16 protein-coding genes are annotated in these 18,322 nt (G+C 43.4%); 10 read left to right on the top strand and 6 right to left on the bottom strand.

The window, feature by feature from the left end:
* Positions 1 to 108 precede the first annotated feature (108 nt).
* Positions 109 to 1,002, bottom strand: coding sequence for a fructose bisphosphate aldolase (locus KS242_RS16025; protein WP_217322256.1), 894 nt, complete (start codon positions 1,000 to 1,002; stop codon positions 109 to 111).
* A gap of 274 nt (positions 1,003 to 1,276) precedes the next feature.
* Between KS242_RS16025 and KS242_RS16020 the strand changes: the two genes are divergently transcribed.
* The 4 genes from KS242_RS16020 to KS242_RS16005 are packed head-to-tail and all read left to right on the top strand — an operon-like array spanning position 1,277 to position 4,974.
* Positions 1,277 to 2,503 carry an NRAMP family divalent metal transporter gene (locus tag KS242_RS16020; protein WP_217322255.1) on the top strand — a complete coding sequence of 409 codons (1,227 nt, stop codon included), beginning with the start codon at positions 1,277 to 1,279 and terminating at the stop codon, positions 2,501 to 2,503.
* Between the two features lie 21 nt (positions 2,504 to 2,524).
* On the top strand, positions 2,525 to 3,247 hold the full coding sequence (gene pxpB / locus KS242_RS16015; RefSeq protein WP_217322254.1) for a 5-oxoprolinase subunit PxpB: 723 nt from the start codon (positions 2,525 to 2,527) through the stop codon (positions 3,245 to 3,247).
* A gap of 12 nt (positions 3,248 to 3,259) precedes the next feature.
* Positions 3,260 to 4,030 carry a LamB/YcsF family protein gene (locus KS242_RS16010; protein ID WP_217322253.1) on the top strand — a complete coding sequence of 257 codons (771 nt, stop codon included), beginning with the start codon at positions 3,260 to 3,262 and terminating at the stop codon, positions 4,028 to 4,030.
* Entirely contained in the window at positions 4,027 to 4,974 is a 948-nt protein-coding gene (locus KS242_RS16005; RefSeq protein ID WP_217322252.1) for a 5-oxoprolinase subunit C family protein, read from the top strand. The genes KS242_RS16010 and KS242_RS16005 overlap by 4 nt, the downstream gene beginning before the upstream one ends.
* A 232-nt stretch (positions 4,975 to 5,206) precedes the next feature.
* Here KS242_RS16005 and ahpF read toward each other — a convergent pair whose 3' ends face one another.
* Both ahpF and ahpC read right to left on the bottom strand, forming a co-directional pair.
* Positions 5,207 to 6,736: an alkyl hydroperoxide reductase subunit F gene (gene ahpF / locus KS242_RS16000; protein ID WP_217322251.1), complete on the bottom strand. Its 1,530-nt coding sequence runs from the start codon at positions 6,734 to 6,736 to the stop codon at positions 5,207 to 5,209.
* A 16-nt stretch (positions 6,737 to 6,752) separates the two neighbouring features.
* Positions 6,753 to 7,316 carry an alkyl hydroperoxide reductase subunit C gene (ahpC, locus tag KS242_RS15995; RefSeq protein ID WP_217322250.1) on the bottom strand — a complete coding sequence of 188 codons (564 nt, stop codon included), beginning with the start codon at positions 7,314 to 7,316 and terminating at the stop codon, positions 6,753 to 6,755.
* 866 nt (positions 7,317 to 8,182) lie between these two features.
* Between ahpC and KS242_RS15990 the strand changes: the two genes are divergently transcribed.
* Together KS242_RS15990 and KS242_RS15985 are read left to right on the top strand one after the other, a co-directional pair.
* The gene (locus tag KS242_RS15990) at positions 8,183 to 9,808 is read left to right on the top strand and encodes an alkaline phosphatase (protein WP_254391743.1); all 1,626 of its coding nucleotides are present in this window, start codon (positions 8,183 to 8,185) and stop codon (positions 9,806 to 9,808) included.
* A 77-nt stretch (positions 9,809 to 9,885) separates the two neighbouring features.
* Positions 9,886 to 10,245 carry a VOC family protein gene (locus tag KS242_RS15985; protein ID WP_217322248.1) on the top strand — a complete coding sequence of 120 codons (360 nt, stop codon included), beginning with the start codon at positions 9,886 to 9,888 and terminating at the stop codon, positions 10,243 to 10,245.
* A 73-nt stretch (positions 10,246 to 10,318) separates the two neighbouring features.
* Here the strand turns inward: KS242_RS15985 and KS242_RS15980 are convergent, their stop codons facing one another.
* The gene (locus tag KS242_RS15980; RefSeq protein ID WP_217322247.1) at positions 10,319 to 11,356 is read right to left on the bottom strand and encodes a glycosyl hydrolase family 18 protein; all 1,038 of its coding nucleotides are present in this window, start codon (positions 11,354 to 11,356) and stop codon (positions 10,319 to 10,321) included.
* 81 nt (positions 11,357 to 11,437) lie between these two features.
* Between KS242_RS15980 and KS242_RS15975 the strand changes: the two genes are divergently transcribed.
* Together KS242_RS15975 and KS242_RS15970 are read left to right on the top strand one after the other, a co-directional pair.
* The gene (locus KS242_RS15975) at positions 11,438 to 12,070 is read left to right on the top strand and encodes a DUF2306 domain-containing protein (RefSeq protein ID WP_254391742.1); all 633 of its coding nucleotides are present in this window, start codon (positions 11,438 to 11,440) and stop codon (positions 12,068 to 12,070) included.
* A 53-nt stretch (positions 12,071 to 12,123) separates the two neighbouring features.
* Positions 12,124 to 12,993, top strand: a complete 870-nt coding sequence (locus KS242_RS15970; RefSeq protein WP_217322246.1) for an EamA family transporter — start codon at positions 12,124 to 12,126, stop codon at positions 12,991 to 12,993.
* Positions 12,994 to 13,193: 200 nt separating this feature from the next.
* Here KS242_RS15970 and KS242_RS15965 read toward each other — a convergent pair whose 3' ends face one another.
* Positions 13,194 to 14,063, bottom strand: a complete 870-nt coding sequence (locus tag KS242_RS15965; RefSeq protein WP_217322245.1) for a helix-turn-helix transcriptional regulator — start codon at positions 14,061 to 14,063, stop codon at positions 13,194 to 13,196.
* 139 nt (positions 14,064 to 14,202) lie between these two features.
* Here KS242_RS15965 and KS242_RS15960 point away from each other — a divergent pair, with 139 nt between their 5' ends.
* Positions 14,203 to 16,158, top strand: a complete 1,956-nt coding sequence (locus KS242_RS15960; RefSeq protein WP_254391741.1) for a glycoside hydrolase family 127 protein — start codon at positions 14,203 to 14,205, stop codon at positions 16,156 to 16,158.
* Positions 16,159 to 16,192: 34 nt separating this feature from the next.
* On the opposite strand, the gene KS242_RS15955 is transcribed toward KS242_RS15960, so the two are convergent.
* Complete coding sequence (locus tag KS242_RS15955; RefSeq protein WP_217322244.1) at positions 16,193 to 17,209, bottom strand: quercetin 2,3-dioxygenase; 1,017 nt, start codon at positions 17,207 to 17,209, stop codon at positions 16,193 to 16,195.
* Positions 17,210 to 17,562: 353 nt separating this feature from the next.
* Between KS242_RS15955 and KS242_RS15950 the strand changes: the two genes are divergently transcribed.
* Positions 17,563 to 18,273, top strand: a complete 711-nt coding sequence (locus tag KS242_RS15950) for a DsbA family oxidoreductase (RefSeq protein WP_217322243.1) — start codon at positions 17,563 to 17,565, stop codon at positions 18,271 to 18,273.
* Positions 18,274 to 18,322 lie beyond the last annotated feature (49 nt).

The raw sequence follows: 18,322 nt of genomic DNA, 5'->3' as shown, positions 1-18,322 counted from the left end.
TATTTAATGTTTAACGACAGGGTTTATGAAGGATTCCGTTTTTTCGTCATCTTTAGGCAATAGTAAAAAAGACGAGCTCCCCTGTAGGTTAGCTCGTCTTGATATCCCTTACTTCTTATTCACAGACGCATCATAAATGGTATCTACAGCATCCTTCAATGCAGCATCGAATTCTTCCTCAGACTGATTTGCGTTCAAGTCAGCGGAGAGCGCTCTGGAGAAGCTGGCGATTAGGCCTTCATTCTCTCTCAATTTCTCATTTGCCACGTCGCGGGAATAGCCGCCGGATAATACAACCACGCGTACGACGCGAGGATGTTCGGTAAGCTCTTTATACAGATTTGCTTGTGTAGGAATAGAGAGCTTCAGCATGACGTTTTCTTCCTCGGAAAGGTCATTCAGATGGCGGAAGATTTCATCGCGAAGTATTTCTTCGCACTTCGCTTTTTCTTCGCTGTGAATATTCACTTCAGGCTCAATAATTGGCACAAGTCCTGCGGCAATGATGCTTTTTCCGATTTCAAATTGCTGATCTACCACTGCTTTAATGCCGCTGACATTTGGTTCCTTAATAACGGAACGCATTTTTGTACCAAAGATATTGCGTTCGGTTGCGCGTCCGAGTGTTTCATTTAAGTCCTCGATTGGTTTCATAAGCTGAACGCCATCTTTTTCCGCGTCTAGTCCTTTATCTACTTTAAGAAATGGCGCGATTCCTTTTTCTTCCCATAGATAGTCAGCTGTATATTTCCCCTTAATATCCCGGTCCATCGTTTGCTCGAAAAGAATTGCCCCTAAAATCTGATCTGATGTAAAGGCGGGGGAAGTGATGATGCGCGTACGCATATCGTGTACAAGCTTGAACATGTCGTCTTCGCTCTGGTAGGAACTCTCTGGTACGCCGTATTCAGCTAATGCTTTCGGTGTGCTGCCGCCGCTTTGGTCCAGCGCTGCGATGAATCCTTTACCGTTTTTTATTAGATCAAGTTGTTTTTCGTTCATTCATTCCACGCTCCTTTTCCTTCTTCTAATTAATTGTCTATCTATACTGTTCCCTTTTCTCAAAAGTTATAACGTGAGATTTAAAAACAAATCAGGCATGTGTAGCTGTCCTGTCATATTGGAAAATTCACTTATGTTAGATTAACTTACATCTTGTGTTATTATTATTTCGTGCGTTATAATAATTATTATTTATTAAAAATTTGTGATAATGTAAGGGAAGCAGTACATACTACAAACGATTTGTAAGAATCGTTACATAAGGGGGATTTGTATGGCATCAAGAGATAAAGACTTACAACAGAAACAGTCTTCTTCTAAAGGGAAGTTAGGTGTTTTATTAGGAGCGGCATTTTTGATGGGTTCATCAGCAGTCGGTCCGGGTTTCCTGACGCAGACGGCTGTCTTTACAGAGCAATTATTAGCCAGTTTTGGCTTTGTTATTCTTATGTCAATAATATTAGATATTGGCGTACAGTTGAATATATGGCGAATTATTGCAGTATCGAGAATGCGCGGTCAGGATATTGCTAATAAAGTGCTGCCGGGTCTTGGTTACTTTTTGGCATTCGCTGTCGCATTAGGCGGCTTGGCATTTAACATTGGAAATGTTGGCGGTGCCGGTCTTGGTTTAAATGTTATTTTTGGTATGGATGCACGAATTGGTGCAGTCATTACTGGGGTTATCGCAATTGGTATCTTCCTATCCAGAGAAGCAGGTGCAGCGATGGATCAAATTGCGCGTATTCTTGGTATTGTCATGATTGCGCTTACCATCTATGTAGCCTTTCAAAGTGATCCGCCAGTCGGACAAGCGGTAGCGCGTACATTTGCGCCAACGGATCTGGATTTATTTGCTATTATTACACTTGTAGGTGGTACAGTTGGCGGTTATATTACGTTTGCCGGCGGTCACCGATTATTGGATGCGGGAATATCTGGAAAAGAGAATCTTCGGTATGTGACACGAAGCTCGGTTACTGGAATATTAATCGCTTCTATTATGCGTATTTTCTTGTTCCTTGCCGTGTTAGGTGTTGTTGTAACTGGTGTGAAATTGGATGCGAATAACCCAGCTGCTTCTGTATTCTTGGAAGCTGCGGGAACAATTGGATATAAAATGTTCGGGCTTATCCTTTGGGCTGCCGGAATTACGTCAGTTGTTGGGGCGGCTTATACATCTGTATCCTTCCTAAAGACATTGTCTAAAAGTATCGAGCGGCACCAGAAGCTGGTGACAATCGGTTTTATCGTTGTTTCAACGATCATCATGGTTTTGGTCGGGCAACCCGCAACATTGCTTGTACTTGCTGGTGCAGTTAACGGCTTAATTTTACCAGTTGCTTTAGGTGTCTTGCTAATTGGAGCTTACAAAAAGTCGGTTGTTGGCGATGATTACAAGCATCCGCTATGGCTGACAATCTTTGGCGCCATTGTTTTCCTTGCTACTGCTTACCTGGCAGTTGTTACACTTATAGATAAAGTGCCGCAATTGTTCTAATTCGAGAAGGAGGTCCACAAAATGACGCTTACTTATCATCCTTTAGGAGATACAGGCATTCAGCTCGTTTTCGGACAGACAATCTTAGAGGAAACGAATCAACATATCCGGCTGTTCGCTGCACGCCTTAAGGCGGAGCGAATCGAAGGCATTACCGAATGGGTACCGGCTTATACGACCTTATCCATTTTCTACCGACCCGAGAAAATTCGCTACCAAGCTCTCAAAGAGCGACTGGAGCAGCTATATGATAGGATTCAAGGAGGAGTGGCGGCAGCTGCTTCTCTTGTTTATGAGATTCCCACGTATTATGGAGGGGAAACAGGTGCTGATCTGGCTTTTGTTGCCGAACATAATGGTCTGTCAGAAGAGGAAGTAATTCGAATTCATTCGAGCCAAGATTATTTGATATATATGATGGGATTTGTTCCGGGTTTTCCGTACTTAGGCGGTATGCCGGAAGAGATTGCTACACCGCGCCGGGAAAATCCGCGTGCGAGAATAGAGGCGGGGTCTGTTGGGATAGCAGCTTCGCAAACAGGCATTTATTCGCTGGAATCACCTGGCGGATGGCAAATTATCGGAAAGACGCCGGTGAAGTTATATGATCCAGAAAGCCAACAGCCAATCTTGCTGTCTTCTGGACATTATTTGCGTTTTGTACCTATTTCCCAGAGTGAGTACGATGCGATTGCAGAAGCGGTTCGAGCTGGAGAATATGAGATCAACACTAAGGAAAAGTGAGGAGGAACGGATATGCAGACAATTGACTTGAATAGTGATTTGGGCGAAAGTTTTGGTGCTTATACCATTGGGAACGATGCCGAAGTATTGAAGTACATATCATCTGCCAATATTGCTTGCGGATTTCACGCGGGTGACGCCAATGTTATGGTGGAAACTTTGAAAACAGCAGCGGAGCTAGGAGTAGGAATTGGTGCGCATCCGGGCTTTCCTGATTTGGCAGGCTTTGGTCGTCGTAATATGAATCTCTCGCCTAAAGAGATTTATAATATGGTTGTATACCAAGTTGGTGCTATACAAGGTGCAGCCAAAGCTTGCGGGACGCAGGTTCAGCATGTGAAGCCGCACGGTGCACTTTACAATATGGCATCCAAGGATGCGGCGTTGGCGGAAGCGATTGCTGAAGCTGTGCATGCGGTTGATCCAGAGCTAGTACTGTTCGGTTTAGCAGGCAGTGAACTTGTGCGTGCGGGAGAGAAGATAGGCTTACGTGTGGCGCAAGAAGTATTTGCGGATAGAACTTATCAGTCTGATGGCACACTAACGCCTCGTACCCAGCCGAATGCGATGATTCATGATGTGACGGTTGCGGTTGATCGTGTTGTTCGTATGATTCAGGAAGGAAAAGTAACGGCGGTTGATGGGACGGACGTTTCCATTCAGGCGGATACGATATGTGTCCATGGAGATGAACCGGAGGCATTGCGTTTTGTCCAGCAGCTTCGTGAGAGATTGCAGACAGAAAACATTACCATTCAAAAATTTCGGGGCAAATCATTATGAGTAGACCACTATTTCAAGTAATCAAGCCTGGGTTGCTGACAACTTTCCAGGATCTTGGCAGAACCGGCTATCAGGAGTATGGAGTTGTCGTGGCTGGTGCAATGGATGATTATTCCCTGCAGATTGCCAACCTACTTGTCGGCAACCAGCGAAATGAAGCTGCGCTAGAAGTAACGATGATGGGACCGACATTGAAAGTCTTAAAGGATACGGTTATCAGTATTTGTGGTGGGAATCTCTCTCCGCGAGTAAATGGGATACCTGTACCGATGTGGAAAAGTATTGCTGTGAAGGAAGGGCAGCTGATTGAATTTGGCCAGCCGCTAGAAGGCATTCGTTCTTATATAAGTGTGGCAGGCGGCTTTGATTTACCGGTTGTCATGGGAAGCAAATCCACCTTCCTCAAGGCAAAATTAGGCGGTATGAATGGACGGGCGCTTGAGAAGGAAGATATGCTGTGCGGATTTGAACAGGCGCAGTCAGTGGCGGGTCGGTCACTTCATTATGACGCTATACCAGTTTATAAGAAGGAAGTCACGGTCCGTGTCATTCTTGGTCCGCATCAAGATGCATTTACTAAAGAGGCGCTTGATACATTCTTATCATCGGCCTATGAAATCACACCACAGTCAGATCGCATGGGCTATCGCCTGAACGGTCCAGAACTAAAACATAAAACCTCAGCAGACATTATCTCAGAAGCCATTCCGCTCGGAGGTATTCAAGTACCAGCCAATGGCCAGCCGATCATCTTGATGGCTGATCGTCAGACGACAGGCGGTTATACACGTATTGCGACAGTAATTGCTGCAGATATGCCGAAACTGGCACAGGCCGCTCCAGGATCTGTTGTTCGGTTTGAGGCCGTTAGTGTGGATGAGGCGCAAGCGCTTTATCTTAGAAAAGAGAAAATCGTTAGTGTACTAGAGAAAATAGTAATGTAGCAATTGGAAGATGTTTCTGGGCATCTTCTTTTTTATGGTAAATTGCGGATATGCATATTATTACAGTTGTTTTAAAGGTGGAGTCTAAAATATGTGGGGAATTTAAGTGCTATCGTTGCTGTGGTTTTTATACAGTTCATGAAAGGATTTGTTAGAGGGAGGCTAGGGATGTGAGTGGATAGTTAGATAAATAAAAAGCGTGCGGCTACACAAGTAGCTGCACGCTTTTGCTTTAATTACGGATCAAATAATCAAATGCACCAAGTGATGCAGTCGCACCAGATCCCATGGAAACGATGATCTGTTTGTACGCTGAGTCGGTACAGTCACCAGCTGCGAATAGGCCAGGGATGTTTGATTGGCCGTGTTTGTCAACGATGATTTCTCCCATCGGTGTACGTTCTACAACGTCCGCTAGGAACTCTGTATTTGGTACAAGTCCGATTTGGACGAACACGCCTTGCAAGGCAACGTGTTTCTCTTCGCCTGTGTCGCGCTCGAGGTATGAGATACCGTTCACGTTTTCGTCACCCGTGATTTCTGTTGTTTGCGCATTTGTAATAATTGTTACGTTTGGCAGGCTGTAGGCACGCTTTTGCAGTACCTCATCTGCTTTTAGTGTTGCGTTGAACTCAAGAACAGTAACGTGATTTACGATACCTGCTAAGTCAATCGCTGCTTCGATTCCGGAATTACCGCCGCCGATAACAGCAACGTCTTTTCCTTCGAATAGCGGACCGTCACAGTGTGCGCAATACGCGACACCTTTGTTTTTGAACTCTTGCTCACCAGGTACGTTAACATTACGCCAGCGTGCGCCAGTGGAGATGATGACACTCTTACTTTTCAGTGTTGCGCCATTCTCTAGTTCAAGCTCGAACAAATCGTTTTTCGCGATTTTCGTTGCTTTCTGCAAGTTCATCACATCAATATCGTATTCTTTCACATGCTCTTCCAGGCTTGCAACAAGCTTCGGACCTTCTGTTTCCTTAACGGTGATGAAGTTCTCAATGCTCATTGTATCCAATACCTGACCGCCAAAGCGTTCAGCTACGATACCAGTACGGATTCCTTTACGAGCAGCATAGATTGCTGCGCTGGAACCAGCTGGACCGCCGCCGACAACAAGCACATCGTATGGATCTTTGTTGTCGAATTCAGACACATCTGCGCCAGCACCCATTTTGGCAAGCATCTCGTCCATTGTCATTCGGCCGCTGCCGAAGTTTTCGCCGTTCAAGTAAACGGTTGGAACTGCCATGATGTTCTTGCTTTCTACTTCATCTTTGAATGCTGCGCCGTCAATCATTGTATGCGTGATGTTCGGGTTAAGCACGCTCATCACGTTCAATGCTTGTACAACGTCTGGACAGTTATGACAAGTTAGGCTGATGTAAGATTCAAAGTGGAATTCCCCTTTGATGTTCTTAATCTGTTTGATTAGTTTGTCATCAACTTTTGGAGCACGACCGCTTACTTGCAAGAGAGCAAGAACAAGGGAAGTGAACTCATGACCAAGCGGAATACCGGCGAAAGCAACGCCAGTATCTTCTCCGACACGGTTTACAGTGAAGCTAGGTGTACGAGTCAGTTCTGTTTTTTCGATTGTGATCTTAGGTGACATGGAAGCAAGTTCTTCTACTAGAGCGAGCATGTCCTTGGACACGTCGTCTGCAGCTGTGCTTACTTTAAGAACGATTGGGTTCTCCATCATCGCCATATATTGGTTTAATTGTGCTTTGATTGTTGCATCAAGTACCATAAGTCAAATGCACTCCTTAGATTTTACCTACAAGGTCCAAGCTAGGTGTTAGTGTTTCGCCGCCTTCTTCCCATTTAGCCGGGCAAACTTCACCTGGATTTTGGCGTACGTACTGTGCTGCTTTGATTTTGTTTACTAGTGTGCTTGCGTCACGGCCGATTCCGTCTGCATTGATTTCTACAGTTTGAATAACACCGTCTGGATCGATAACGAATGTACCGCGGTCAGCAAGACCAGATTCTTCATTCAAAACATCGAATTGACGAGAGATTGCTTGAGATGGATCACCAATCATTGCGTACGTGATTTTGCCGATTTTTTCGGAGCTGTCATGCCAGCCTTTATGTACGAAGTGTGTATCAGTTGAAACAGAGAATACTTCTACACCTAAATCTTGAAGTGCGCTGTACTGACCTTGAAGGTCTTCTAGTTCAGTTGGGCAAACAAAGCTGAAATCTGCAGGGTAGAAGCAAACGACGCTCCAGTTACCTTTGAAATTCTGTTCTGTTACCTCAACGAAATCACCGTTTTTGTAAGCTTGTGCTGTGAATGGTTGTACTTCTTTGCCGATAAGTGACATAAATTAAATAGCCTCCTAAAATAAATTAATAACTAGAAACTTAGAATTACTTAAACATAATCATTCTAAATTTATATTTATTAGTAAGGTTAGAATAATCATAGAGTAATGTCAAGCAATTATGTGAAGCTTGTCACATGAAAAATACGATGATTATGCTGTTATTTACTAGTGTTAAGAGATAGTTAAAATTATGTGAAAGTCAGGGTCAGCTTGAAGTTGCTGTTTTCGCTACCCGACAATTCTATTATCAATTGGAACTGATTCTTTGAGAAGAGAATTATAAAATCTTGGAAAACTGACTGTGATGGAATAATTTCTCTCTATAGGTTTTACTATTTCTGCTCTGCAAGGCATCGTTACTGCTGATAAGAATTTTAATATCGAAGGGGAAGGAGCGAAGTCACATTATAAATCGAAAAGCGGCCCTAGAAAGGGTTGTTTTTTATAGATGTTGATTCGATTTCTCCAGCAAAAGAGATAATATTTCTTTAAAGAAATATTAACTATATATGGTAACTTATAGGTATCTATATTTATATAGTCTTGATGATAGGGTTATTAGGTAATTTGAACTAATTCATATAAAACCCAATTAAACTAACCGGCTGATAGAATACTGGTGAAATTGTGTGACTCCAAAACATTGCATAATACCTATTACAATAGTATTTTTCGCGACTTGACAAGCTTTTCCTTACCAACAATATCTTTCTGCTAATTAACAATAGCTTTATGTCCTCTTAACACCCTATTAATATTTCGCCTATACAATTACCCTCGTACACGAGCTAATTCTACTAACTTTCTAGTTGTAGTAATCTTTCTTTTTCATAAATAATCGGGTGGAGGTAAGAGGAATGAAAATGAGCAAAAAATTACTTGGTGTTACATTAGCGGGAACGTTGGCGATAGGATCTATTGGTTTAACTAATCTGGATCAGGAGGAAGCAGAGGCGAAGAAAGGTGCTAAGGTGAAAAATGTTATTGTCCTTGTGAAGGACGGCGTCAGCTCTTCCACGACAACTTTATCCAGATGGTATAAAGGCAGTGACTTGGCTATGGATGAAATGGCTGCGGGAGGCGTGCGTACATATTCAGCTGATTCGGCAATAACGGATTCAGCGCCAGCGGGAACAGCAATGGCTACTGGTAACAAATCAAATGATAAGTTTGTCGGCGTCCTGCCAGAAAAAATAACGTCACCTGGAGTGGATGAAGATCTTGCCGATGACCCATATCGTCCGGTAACGAATGTACTCGAAGGTGCGAAGACGAAAGGGAAAGCAACTGGTCTTATTTCAACATCTGAAATCCAGCATGCGACTCCGGCAGCGTTTTCTTCCCATGCCGAACATCGCCAGCAATATGACAATATTGCAGAGCAGCAAGTGTATCAAAATATTGATGTTGTTCTTGGCGGCGGGAAAGAAACACTGGAGAGTGGAAATCGAAAAGATGGCGAGAATTTACTAGAAGTAATTGATAACAGAGGCTATGATTTTGTAGAGACACGAGAAGACTTGCTCAATTCCGGATCAAAGAAAATTTGGGGTTCATTCGCACCAGCTGCTCTAGCTTATGATATGGATAAGGAAGTAACACAGCCGGAGGAACCTACATTGGCAGAGATGACGAAAAAAGGTATCCAGACATTATCTAAAGATAAAGATGGTTTCTTCCTCTTTGTAGAAGGAAGCAAGCCAGACTGGGCAGCGCATGCGAATGATCCAGTTGGTATGGTTAGTGATACGCTAGCATTTGATGATGCGGTAAAAGAGGCGCTTGACTTTGCGAAGAAAGATAAGCATACCATGGTTATAGCTGTTTCAGACCACGGCAATAGCGGAATATCGATTGGTAATGAAAACACAGATGGCACTTATTCCTCTACACCAGTATCTGCTTATGTGGATCCGCTGAAAGAAGCGAAGATGACAGTAGAAGGCGCTTTGTCTCAGCTGAACGAGGACGGCTCAAACAGATTGGAAGTAGCGGCGCTTTATGGAATTACCAACCCAACGAAAAAAGAAAAGAGAGCCATCAACAAAGCGGAAGATCTTGGCGGCACATTAGTAGATCTGCTTGCGCAGCGGGCGAACCTTGGCTTTACAACTGGCGGACATACGGGTGAAGATGTATTCCTTTATTCCTATGGACCTGGAAAGCCATCTGGTATGATTCAGAACACAGATATCGCGCATAGTGCAGCGGATGCAATGGGCTTTAAGCTAGATAAGTTGAGCCGTAATATGTTTATTGAAGCGGAAGATGCATTTGGTAATTGGGGTGAAGTAAGCGTAGATACTTCTAATGAAGCGAATCCAGTGCTTGTTGTAGACAGAGGACGCAAAAAAGCGCAATTCCCAGTGAATAAAAATATAGCTATTGTGAATGACCGAGAATACGAACTTGATAGTGTAACAGTTCAAAGCGGCGGCAAGTTTTATGTATCCAAGGAAGCTGTGAAGATAGTAAAGAGAGCAAAATAAACAGACAAACACCCTGGCACAGACGTCAGGGTGTTTTATTGTATAATAATGGTGATTTGAATTCGGAGGTGTGGGAAATGTGGAAGCAGCTGCAATGCCAAGCTATTTACACAGAAAATATCGACCAATCAATTGCTTTCTATGAATCGATGGGATTGTCCAAAGCGTGGGATACGTTTCAAGATGAAGAACACCGCTGGCGGCTGGCAGGAATGAAGTTTCCGAACGGAGAAACCGAATTGGTCTTAAAGGATAATCCAAATCTAGCTTTTGCTGAAACAGAAATTGTTGTAGATGATGTACATGCAGTTTTTACTCATTTAACGGAGAAAACCGATATAAAGTGGATTAAACAGCCGTTCCCCAACGCGCTTGGCGGTCATGTTGCTGTTATGCAGGCACCGGATAAGAATGTTTTTGTGTTGGTTGGAAAATGAATTTTAATAGTAGAGTTAAAGTTTGAAACACAAAAAACAGCAATCAGCCTATTAATCAGCTGATTGCTGTTTTTTAATTTATCGCTGTTTCAATCGCATTCCAGTAATCTCTCGACTCATATCCTAAAGCATACACAGATAATCCAGCAATATCGTATTGATTAGTTAGGTCACTTTTTTGTGTTAAGGAATTTTTATCTTCATACCAAATGATATGTTCTTGCTTCTCATCATCTATATAGGTGAAATGTGCTGATGCTGTTTCTTCATCATATACAGGGTCAGCACTCTCGGCTTCCATGATAGAATGGATAGCATCCCATTCGATTAATTTGTTTTGTTCTGGATTGTTAAGATTCCAGTCATAACCGTATGCTGGTATACCCATAATGACTTTATCGGGCTCCATTTCTTCTGTTGCAAAAGTCAGTGTATCTTTCACCCAGTTTTTACTGGCCGAAGAGCCGGGCTCACTCCAGGATCCATGCTCGTCATACGTCATGACTTGTACATAGTCCGCATATTCACCGATCTTCTTGTAGTTGTATGGCCATGTCCAATCATTGGCTGGATCATCTGCAGTCTTAGCTGGAACAGATACCATCGTTTTTATATAATTTTTTTGGAGAGATTGGGCAGTATCTTTAATTAGCTTGGAGTAAAGGTCTCGATCCTCAGGATATATGGATTCAAAATCAATGTTGATACCAGTTAGATTGTTGTCTTCCGCCAGGGATGCTAGTTGTGCAATAAAGCGTTTCTTTGCGTGTTCATTAGACATGACTGCATGAGCTAAGTCTGGGTCAAAATCTGTTTCGCCGAAATTTGAGATGACAGCATATGTATCTATTTTATGCTTGTTTGCATAGTTAACCTGTTCTTTAGGTGTTTCTTCAGTCAGATTTCCTTGTGTGTCAAATGCATAGGTGTCCATTGCTATCGCGGTGAGATGGCTATGATAGTCTTTGATAGATTGAAGCGATGTATTATCGGATGTAGTGTAACCAAGAATGACTTTCTCATCGGCATGTGCTTTGTATTTTCCTTGTGTGAAAACAAGGCCGCCTGCTGCTATTAGTATAATGATTGCGAAAGCTGCTATCTTTTTCATCTTTTTCCTCCTGCGTTTGTAGGAGGTAATTTTACCATGCTTTAATAAAAAGAGTGCAAATATTTAATGAAGGAGGTCAATATGTCCATCAAGAACTTATATATATTGCTGTTGTTATTCATTGGCAGTTATATAGCCTATACCTTTGCAGATAATTATATCTTTGATCATCGCGCCTCCTTTTTTCTCGAACAGAAACTAGATTTACACGATTCTTTCCACTTGCCTATCTGGCTCGATGTGATGTATATCCATGTGTTCGTCGCTTGTCTGGCAACATTGAGCGGCGCAGTGAATTTCTCAAGAGGACTGGCCTGGCACCAGCGCAAGTTTCACCGTATCAACGGTTACGTGTACGCTATTTCTGTCATGCTTGTATCGTTAACATCAGGTTACTTGGCTCCTTATGCGACGGGAGGCAAGCTCGTTAGCATTCCATTCAATATGGTTAATCTCTTTTGGCCAATTATGATTATTGCTGCGATTGTCCATGCCAGGAAAGGGAAGCTGGAGAAACATCAGAACTGGATGATTCGGAGTTATTTGTTTTGCTTTACGAATCTCTTTATTCATCTGATTTCTGACGTGCTATATAAATTAGGAATGGATTATACGCTAAGTTATACCATCGGGGTTTACGGCTCTATTGTACTGAATCTAATGATAGCGGAAGGGATTATCTTCTATTTAAGGGCGAGGAAAAATGAAGCTTAATGTGTCTGTGAACAATAGTTTGATACAGTTAAGGTGGAGAAGGAGGTTTGCAAATGGTCACTAGACTGGCTCCATTATTTGTTTTACTTGCTGCGATGCTGTGGGGAACAACCGGAACAGCTCAAACTTTTGCACCAGCTGCTGCCCATCCAATTGCAGTTGGTAGCGTGAGGTTGGCGATAGGTGGTATTTGTTTGCTCGTGGTTTTGCTGATCTTTGGACAGTTTCATCGAAAAGGTTGGCCAGTCCGGCTGACGCTGCTGGCTGCTTTTAGCATGGCGTGTTATCAGCCGCTGTTCTTTTCGGCGGTGCAGCAGACAGGTGTAGCAGTAGGTACAGTGATTGGTATTGGCAGCGCGCCGATTTTTTCTGGACTCTTAGAAGCAGTATTCTTAAACAAACGGCCTGCGATAGTATGGTGGGCAGCTACATTATTATCCATCTGTGGTTGTTTACTGCTGTTTTTGACGGGTGAATCTGTAACGATACAACCAGTTGGAATCGTGCTGGCCTTGGGAGCGGGATTAGCATTTGCGGGCTATACCCTGCTAAGCAGCAAGATTGTTCAAAACAAAAGCTCGCTTGAAGCAACTGCTGTTATCTTTATCCTTGGAGCAGTTTTACTCGTTCCGTTTCTTTTCCTTTTTAATATGAATTGGATCCTGCAACCTAGCGGGATAGCGGTGAGTTTGCATTTAGGACTGATTACGACTGCAATTGCGTACTTCTTGTTTTCGAGCGGACTCAAGAAGGTGCCAGCATCTTCTGCTGTTACTCTGTCATTGGCAGAACCGCTTACCGCTGCAGTGCTAGGTGTGGTGCTAGTTGGCGAGGAATTAGCTATTCTTTCTTGGGCAGGGATTGCGCTTCTTTTAGTCGGCATTATCTTAATTGCTTTTTCATCCCGAAAGAGCGAGATTTAAAACATAAGCAGCGAGCACGCAAGCACATGAAGTACTTCTTACTCAATGAAGTACTTCAAAATACAGATACAGCAATTATGTTATACAGCACGTCTGATTTTCCAGCGTGACTGTGTCAGAAGAAAGAACGCTACACGAAGAGCCCACTGCCATATTGGATGAAGGTAAAGTTGTAAATCATCATGCAACGCTCCAAATCCTTACCTTCGCAGCATGTTCCTTCGATAATCACTCGGTGCTATACCGTACACTTGTTTAAAGCAAGTTGAGAAATACCCCTGTCTTGAGAATCCAACTTCCTCAGCAATCTTCTGTAGCGGCCAATCTGTCTTCAGCAGAAGCAAGCGTGCTTGATGCAATCGGTAAGCTGCTAAGTAAGTGAGCGGTGTGCAATGAAATGCTTGCTTCATGCATCGTGCTAAATAGTTCTCATGTACATGGAAGTGTGAAGCGAGCGTCGCATTGGTGATATGCTTCATGTAGTGTTGTTTTATATACATTTCAACCCGTTCCGCCAGCTGCAAGGAAGCCTGTTGTGGCATTGGTGAGTAGGAGAGATGCTGCAATACTTGCATAAACAGCTGCTGTGTTTCCCAAAAGCCAAAGGATCGCGCTTGAATCGTTGATTGTAACAAGCGCTCAATTGTTAGATACAGTTCTTCTGGATGAGATAAGTGTTGGTGTTTTGGTAAATGAATGGTCGTATTGCTCGTGTGGTAATGAAGAGATGAAATATGCTGGTCAGTTGGGATTGGTTCGCACATTTCTTGTTCTTGCCATGTGGCGGGTGTTTGCATATGCAGCCAATAAAACGCGGTATCTTCTTCACATGCAGCAGTAGGGTAATGAAACTTGGCTGGCTCCAGGATGAGAGCTTCTCCGGCACCTATCGGCCAGCGCTCTGTCTCTTCTCCAATGTATAGCGCACCTTCTTTTACGACTAACACATCAAAGAAACCGAGCTGTTTCCGGGCAGGATGCCGCTGGCCTTTGCGGAAAATAGTCAGGTTTCCTTCTAAGAAATAAGGAAGGGGAGGTGTTAGCATGGATAAGAAGGAAGTACTTTTCATAACAGCGCCACCTTTTGGTTGAAATAATGAAAATAAAAGTTCAATTCTATAGTATATAGCTTTTATTTTAGATGATAAGCTAGCTTTTGAAAACGCTTAAATGATAACGGTGAGTGAATTTTGAAAGGGGCTGCCAATCTTGAATGAACCGATACATGCAGGTGTGGAAAAGTCGAACAACGTAACGGTGACGGATGCTTTTTGGCGAAACTATAAGCGAATCGTGGCCGAGCAGGTTATCCCGTATCAATGGAAAGCATTGAATGATGAATTGCCAGATACTGTTCCGAGTCATGCGATTGAGAATTTCCGAATTGCGGCTGGAGAAGCAGAGGGAGAATTTTTCGGAACCGTATTTCAGGATAGTGATGTGGCGAAATGGCTGGAAACAGTTGCATACAGCTTGCGGAGCTTTCCGAATGCAAATTTAGAAAAGACAGCTGATGATGTAATTGCTTTACTGGAAAGAGCGCAGGCGGAAGATGGTTATCTGAATACGTATTATATGCTTGTCGAACCCGATCACCGTTGGTCTAACTTGCGCGATAACCACGAGTTGTACTGTGCGGGGCATTTGATTGAGGCGGCAGTTGCTTATTATCAAACAACTGGCAAGCGTGCCTTTTTAGATGTGATGGAAAAGTATGTACAGCTCATTCAGCAAGTATTCGGAGATGAAGATGGTAAGCTGCAAGGCTATCCAGGTCATCCGGAAATTGAGCTGGCATTGCTTCGTCTATATGATGTGACGGGTAAGCGGGAACATCTTGATCTGGCTGTTTACTTTATTGAGCAGAGAGGACAGCAGCCGCATTATTTTGATATCGAAAAGGAACAGCGGCAGGCGGTGAATCGGCCTAAGACGTGGAATGATGATCATACGAATTTTGGGCTTGGGTATGCTTACATGCAGGCGCATAAGCCGGTGCGGGAGCAGGAAGAAGCAGTCGGTCATGTTGTGCGGGCAATGTATTTATATACAGCGATGGCTGACTTGGCCCAACGGACAGATGATAATCAGTTGCGGGAGATTTGTGACAAGCTATGGGATGATGTGACAAAGCGGAAGTTGTACATTACTGCTGGACTTGGATCGGCTGTGAACGGAGAAGCGTTTACAGATGCATACGATCTGCCAAATGACAGTATGTACTGTGAAACGTGCGCATCCATTGGTCTTGTATTCTGGGCAAAGAAAATGCTCGAGCTTGCGCCAGACCGCAAGTATGCCGACGTACTGGAGCGAGCGATTTATAATGGAACAATCAGCGGCATGGACTTGGACGGGAAGCGATTTTTCTACGTGAATCCTTTAGAAGTAAATGCGTACCAGACAGGGCGTAAAGATCAAGAGCATGTTAAGCAAGAGCGACAGAAATGGTATGCATGCGCCTGCTGTCCGCCGAATTTAGCACGAATGATTGCATCAATTGAAGATTATGCTTATACAACGACTGGGGACACCCTTTATACGCATCTGTATATGGCGGGAAATGTGGCAGCAAACGTTGGGAAGACGCAAGTAAAACTGACGCAAATGCATCAGTACCCTTGGGATGGCAAACTAACCATTACAGTAGAAACAGAAGGAGCCTTTAAGCTAGCGTTTCGTATCCCTGGATGGAGCAGTGGTGTATCTGCATCTGTGAATCGTGAAGCTATTTCTGTCGATGACTTGCAGAGTGGATACCTGGTGCTAGATCGAACATGGAAAATAGGGGATCAGATTGAATTGCTGCTCCCGATGCCTGTAGAGCGAGTCTATAGCAATTCGAAAGCAGGGATGAATCAAGGGCAGGTGGCACTTCAGCGAGGTCCAATTGTATATTGTTTAGAGGAGATAGACAACGGCAATAATCTGGCTGGACTTCGCCTCCCGCGCCAAGTTGCTTTCAAGACAGAAAACGACGAAAACTTCCTGAACGGCGTCGTTACACTAGGAGCAGATGCGCGTCGAATTACGAGGACGGAAAACCTATATCAGACGAATGCACCTGAAGCAACACATAGAACGATTCGAGCTATTCCGTACTTTGCATGGGGAAATCGAGGATTTGGCGAGATGCGTGTATGGGTGCATGAGCTTGTAGATTAATGAGAAATGCTGTCCGCGACGGACAGCATTTTCGTTACCTCTGGGGGAATTTAAGATCTAATTCATCGATGTTTTCCAACACGCGCTGAAAAGAGAATGCACCGGGCTGCTTAGGTAGTTCACTATATGCATATGGTTCTCCAAGAAGACGGAAAAACTGCTCAAATAGACCGGACGCAAGAAACCCAATGAACTTTGTGTAAGGACTGTCCAGCTTGAAAGAATGCTCTGTGTTAGCTGGGACGTGAAGGAAGTCGCCCTTCTCCAAATGAAATTCTTCGTCGCCTGCCCACATGGTCATTCGCCCTTCGAGACAAAGGAAGCATTCGGTGTGCTTTTCGTGGTAATGGGGAGGAATGGCTTCACCGGGGTAACCTTCTGTCGTCAAAGCAAGAAACTGTTCGTCAGTAGTTGCTTGTGTTGCAAGAAATGTGAACAGCTGGTCGGCGGCTAGCATGCCTTCCCCGGCGCCGGCTTCTATGACATAAGGAGTACTGGTATCTGGCAATTCTCCTCCCTCTTGCAGGACAATAGCTTGCGGTCCTTGCATCGATTCGTCGACAAGGCGGATATCAAAATCATCTAGCTTGTCTAATTCCTTCGATGTAATAGAAGAGGTGGCAGTTCCGGTTAGTGGCTCCATATATGCATGTGTTTCCCCAAGTTCACGATATAGGTCTGCATGATAGCCTCCGGTGGTGAAGGAATAGAACTTTGTACGATTTCGTAATAAAACATATTGGTGTACTGTGCCGGCAGGAAGATGGGCATAGTCACCGGAAGCAAGCATGTGCTTTTTATTATTAATTGTTAACTGAAGTAACCCATCCGTTACATAGATTGCTTCATGCTGTGTATGATGCAGGTGAAGAGGTGATTCTTCTCCTTTACTGCCAGTAATCTGCACCAGTCCAAAAAGATTTCCGGTGCTCTTTGCATCAGCAAGAATTTTAATAACTTGCTTGTTTATTAATTGACGTTCCCCATTGCTATCGCGTAGTAAATAGGCTTGTTTTTGGCTTGGAGCAGCTTGCTTTTGTATCGTAATCATTGTATTTCCTCCAGTCGTTAGCAACTTAGGGAATTAGTATAAGAGATATCCTTTTTTCTAACAAGAGGATAAAGTTATGCATCCATATGATGACGCTCAGAACAAGCAATAACGTAAGACGATGATCATCTATTATAAAACTTATAGCTGCCTTTTCCGTTCAGTTTCACACCATACCTGGCCTGATCTCCGCTGTTCATTAACTTATTAATCGTGTTTTCTTCCTTCAGTTTAACAATTTCTGTATCGTACCTATTTTTACCAACGTTCGTATAGATGAAACGTGAGCAATTATGTTTGTGGAGTTTTAGCTCTGTGCTAAAATCATTTTATTGTGAAAAAGGGGTGTCTTAATGAAAATAGAAGTATGGTCAGATTATGTCTGTCCTTTTTGTTATATAGGGAAACAAAAGCTGGAGCTTGCGCTGGAGAAATTCGAGCACAGAGATCAAGTGGAAGTAGTATTCAAAGCCTTTGAGCTGGACCCGAATGCTGGTGTCTACAATGGAAAGAGCATTCATGAGGCGCTTGCAGAGAAATACGGTATGACAATTGAACAGGCCAAAATGAATAATGAACAAATTGGGCAGCATGCTGCCGAAGTTGGCCTTACATTTAATTTTGAGGAAATGAAGCCGACAAATACACTTCAAGCCCATCGCTTGGCCAAGTTTGCTGAAACGCTAGGGAAAGAGAAAGAGATTACGGATAACTTGCTTTATGCGTATTTTACAGAATCGAAGAACCTTAGTGAGAAAGAAACACTTCTTGCTATCGCCGAAGCTTCTGGATTAGACCGAGACGCTGCTGCTAAGGTGCTTGACAATGAGTCGCTTCACTTAGATGAAGTACGAACTGATGAAAGACTGGCGCAGCAGTATGGAATAACTGGTGTTCCTTTCTTTATCTTTAATGACAAATATACGATCTCTGGTGCACAGCCGATGGAGACATTTGTCGGGGCAATTAATCAAGTATGGAAAGAAGAGCACGAACAGCCGAAGTTTCAAAACTTTGGATCCGCTGATACTGGCGTATGCAAAGATGATAACTGCTCTATCTAAGAAAATGCCCTGCAGATATTTCTGCGGGGCATTTTTGATCTTCCAAAAA

The sequence above is a fragment of the Terribacillus sp. DMT04 genome, from assembly GCF_019056395.1.
GTDB lineage: Bacteria > Bacillota > Bacilli > Bacillales > Amphibacillaceae > Terribacillus > Terribacillus aidingensis_A.
The sequence above is the reverse complement of the archived record's forward strand: the minus strand, read 5'-3'. Positions and strand labels throughout refer to the sequence as shown.

Excerpts from the sequence above, each read along its gene's own strand:
- KS242_RS15950 (WP_217322243.1), top strand. The coding sequence starts at position 17,563 with ATGAAAATAGAAGTATGGTCAGATTATGTCTGTCCTTTTTGTTATATA.
- KS242_RS15990 (WP_254391743.1), top strand. The coding sequence starts at position 8,183 with ATGAGCAAAAAATTACTTGGTGTTACATTAGCGGGAACGTTGGCGATA.
- KS242_RS15985 (WP_217322248.1), top strand. The coding sequence starts at position 9,886 with ATGTGGAAGCAGCTGCAATGCCAAGCTATTTACACAGAAAATATCGAC.
- KS242_RS16020 (WP_217322255.1), top strand. The coding sequence starts at position 1,277 with ATGGCATCAAGAGATAAAGACTTACAACAGAAACAGTCTTCTTCTAAA.
- KS242_RS15975 (WP_254391742.1), top strand. The coding sequence starts at position 11,438 with ATGTCCATCAAGAACTTATATATATTGCTGTTGTTATTCATTGGCAGT.
- ahpC (WP_217322250.1), bottom strand. The coding sequence starts at position 7,316 with ATGTCACTTATCGGCAAAGAAGTACAACCATTCACAGCACAAGCTTAC.
- KS242_RS16025 (WP_217322256.1), bottom strand. The coding sequence starts at position 1,002 with ATGAACGAAAAACAACTTGATCTAATAAAAAACGGTAAAGGATTCATC.
- KS242_RS15970 (WP_217322246.1), top strand. The coding sequence starts at position 12,124 with ATGGTCACTAGACTGGCTCCATTATTTGTTTTACTTGCTGCGATGCTG.
- KS242_RS16010 (WP_217322253.1), top strand. The coding sequence starts at position 3,260 with ATGCAGACAATTGACTTGAATAGTGATTTGGGCGAAAGTTTTGGTGCT.
- ahpF (WP_217322251.1), bottom strand. The coding sequence starts at position 6,736 with ATGGTACTTGATGCAACAATCAAAGCACAATTAAACCAATATATGGCG.
- KS242_RS15955 (WP_217322244.1), bottom strand. The coding sequence starts at position 17,209 with ATGATTACGATACAAAAGCAAGCTGCTCCAAGCCAAAAACAAGCCTAT.
- pxpB (WP_217322254.1), top strand. The coding sequence starts at position 2,525 with ATGACGCTTACTTATCATCCTTTAGGAGATACAGGCATTCAGCTCGTT.
- KS242_RS15980 (WP_217322247.1), bottom strand. The coding sequence starts at position 11,356 with ATGAAAAAGATAGCAGCTTTCGCAATCATTATACTAATAGCAGCAGGC.
- KS242_RS15965 (WP_217322245.1), bottom strand. The coding sequence starts at position 14,063 with ATGAAAAGTACTTCCTTCTTATCCATGCTAACACCTCCCCTTCCTTAT.
- KS242_RS16005 (WP_217322252.1), top strand. The coding sequence starts at position 4,027 with ATGAGTAGACCACTATTTCAAGTAATCAAGCCTGGGTTGCTGACAACT.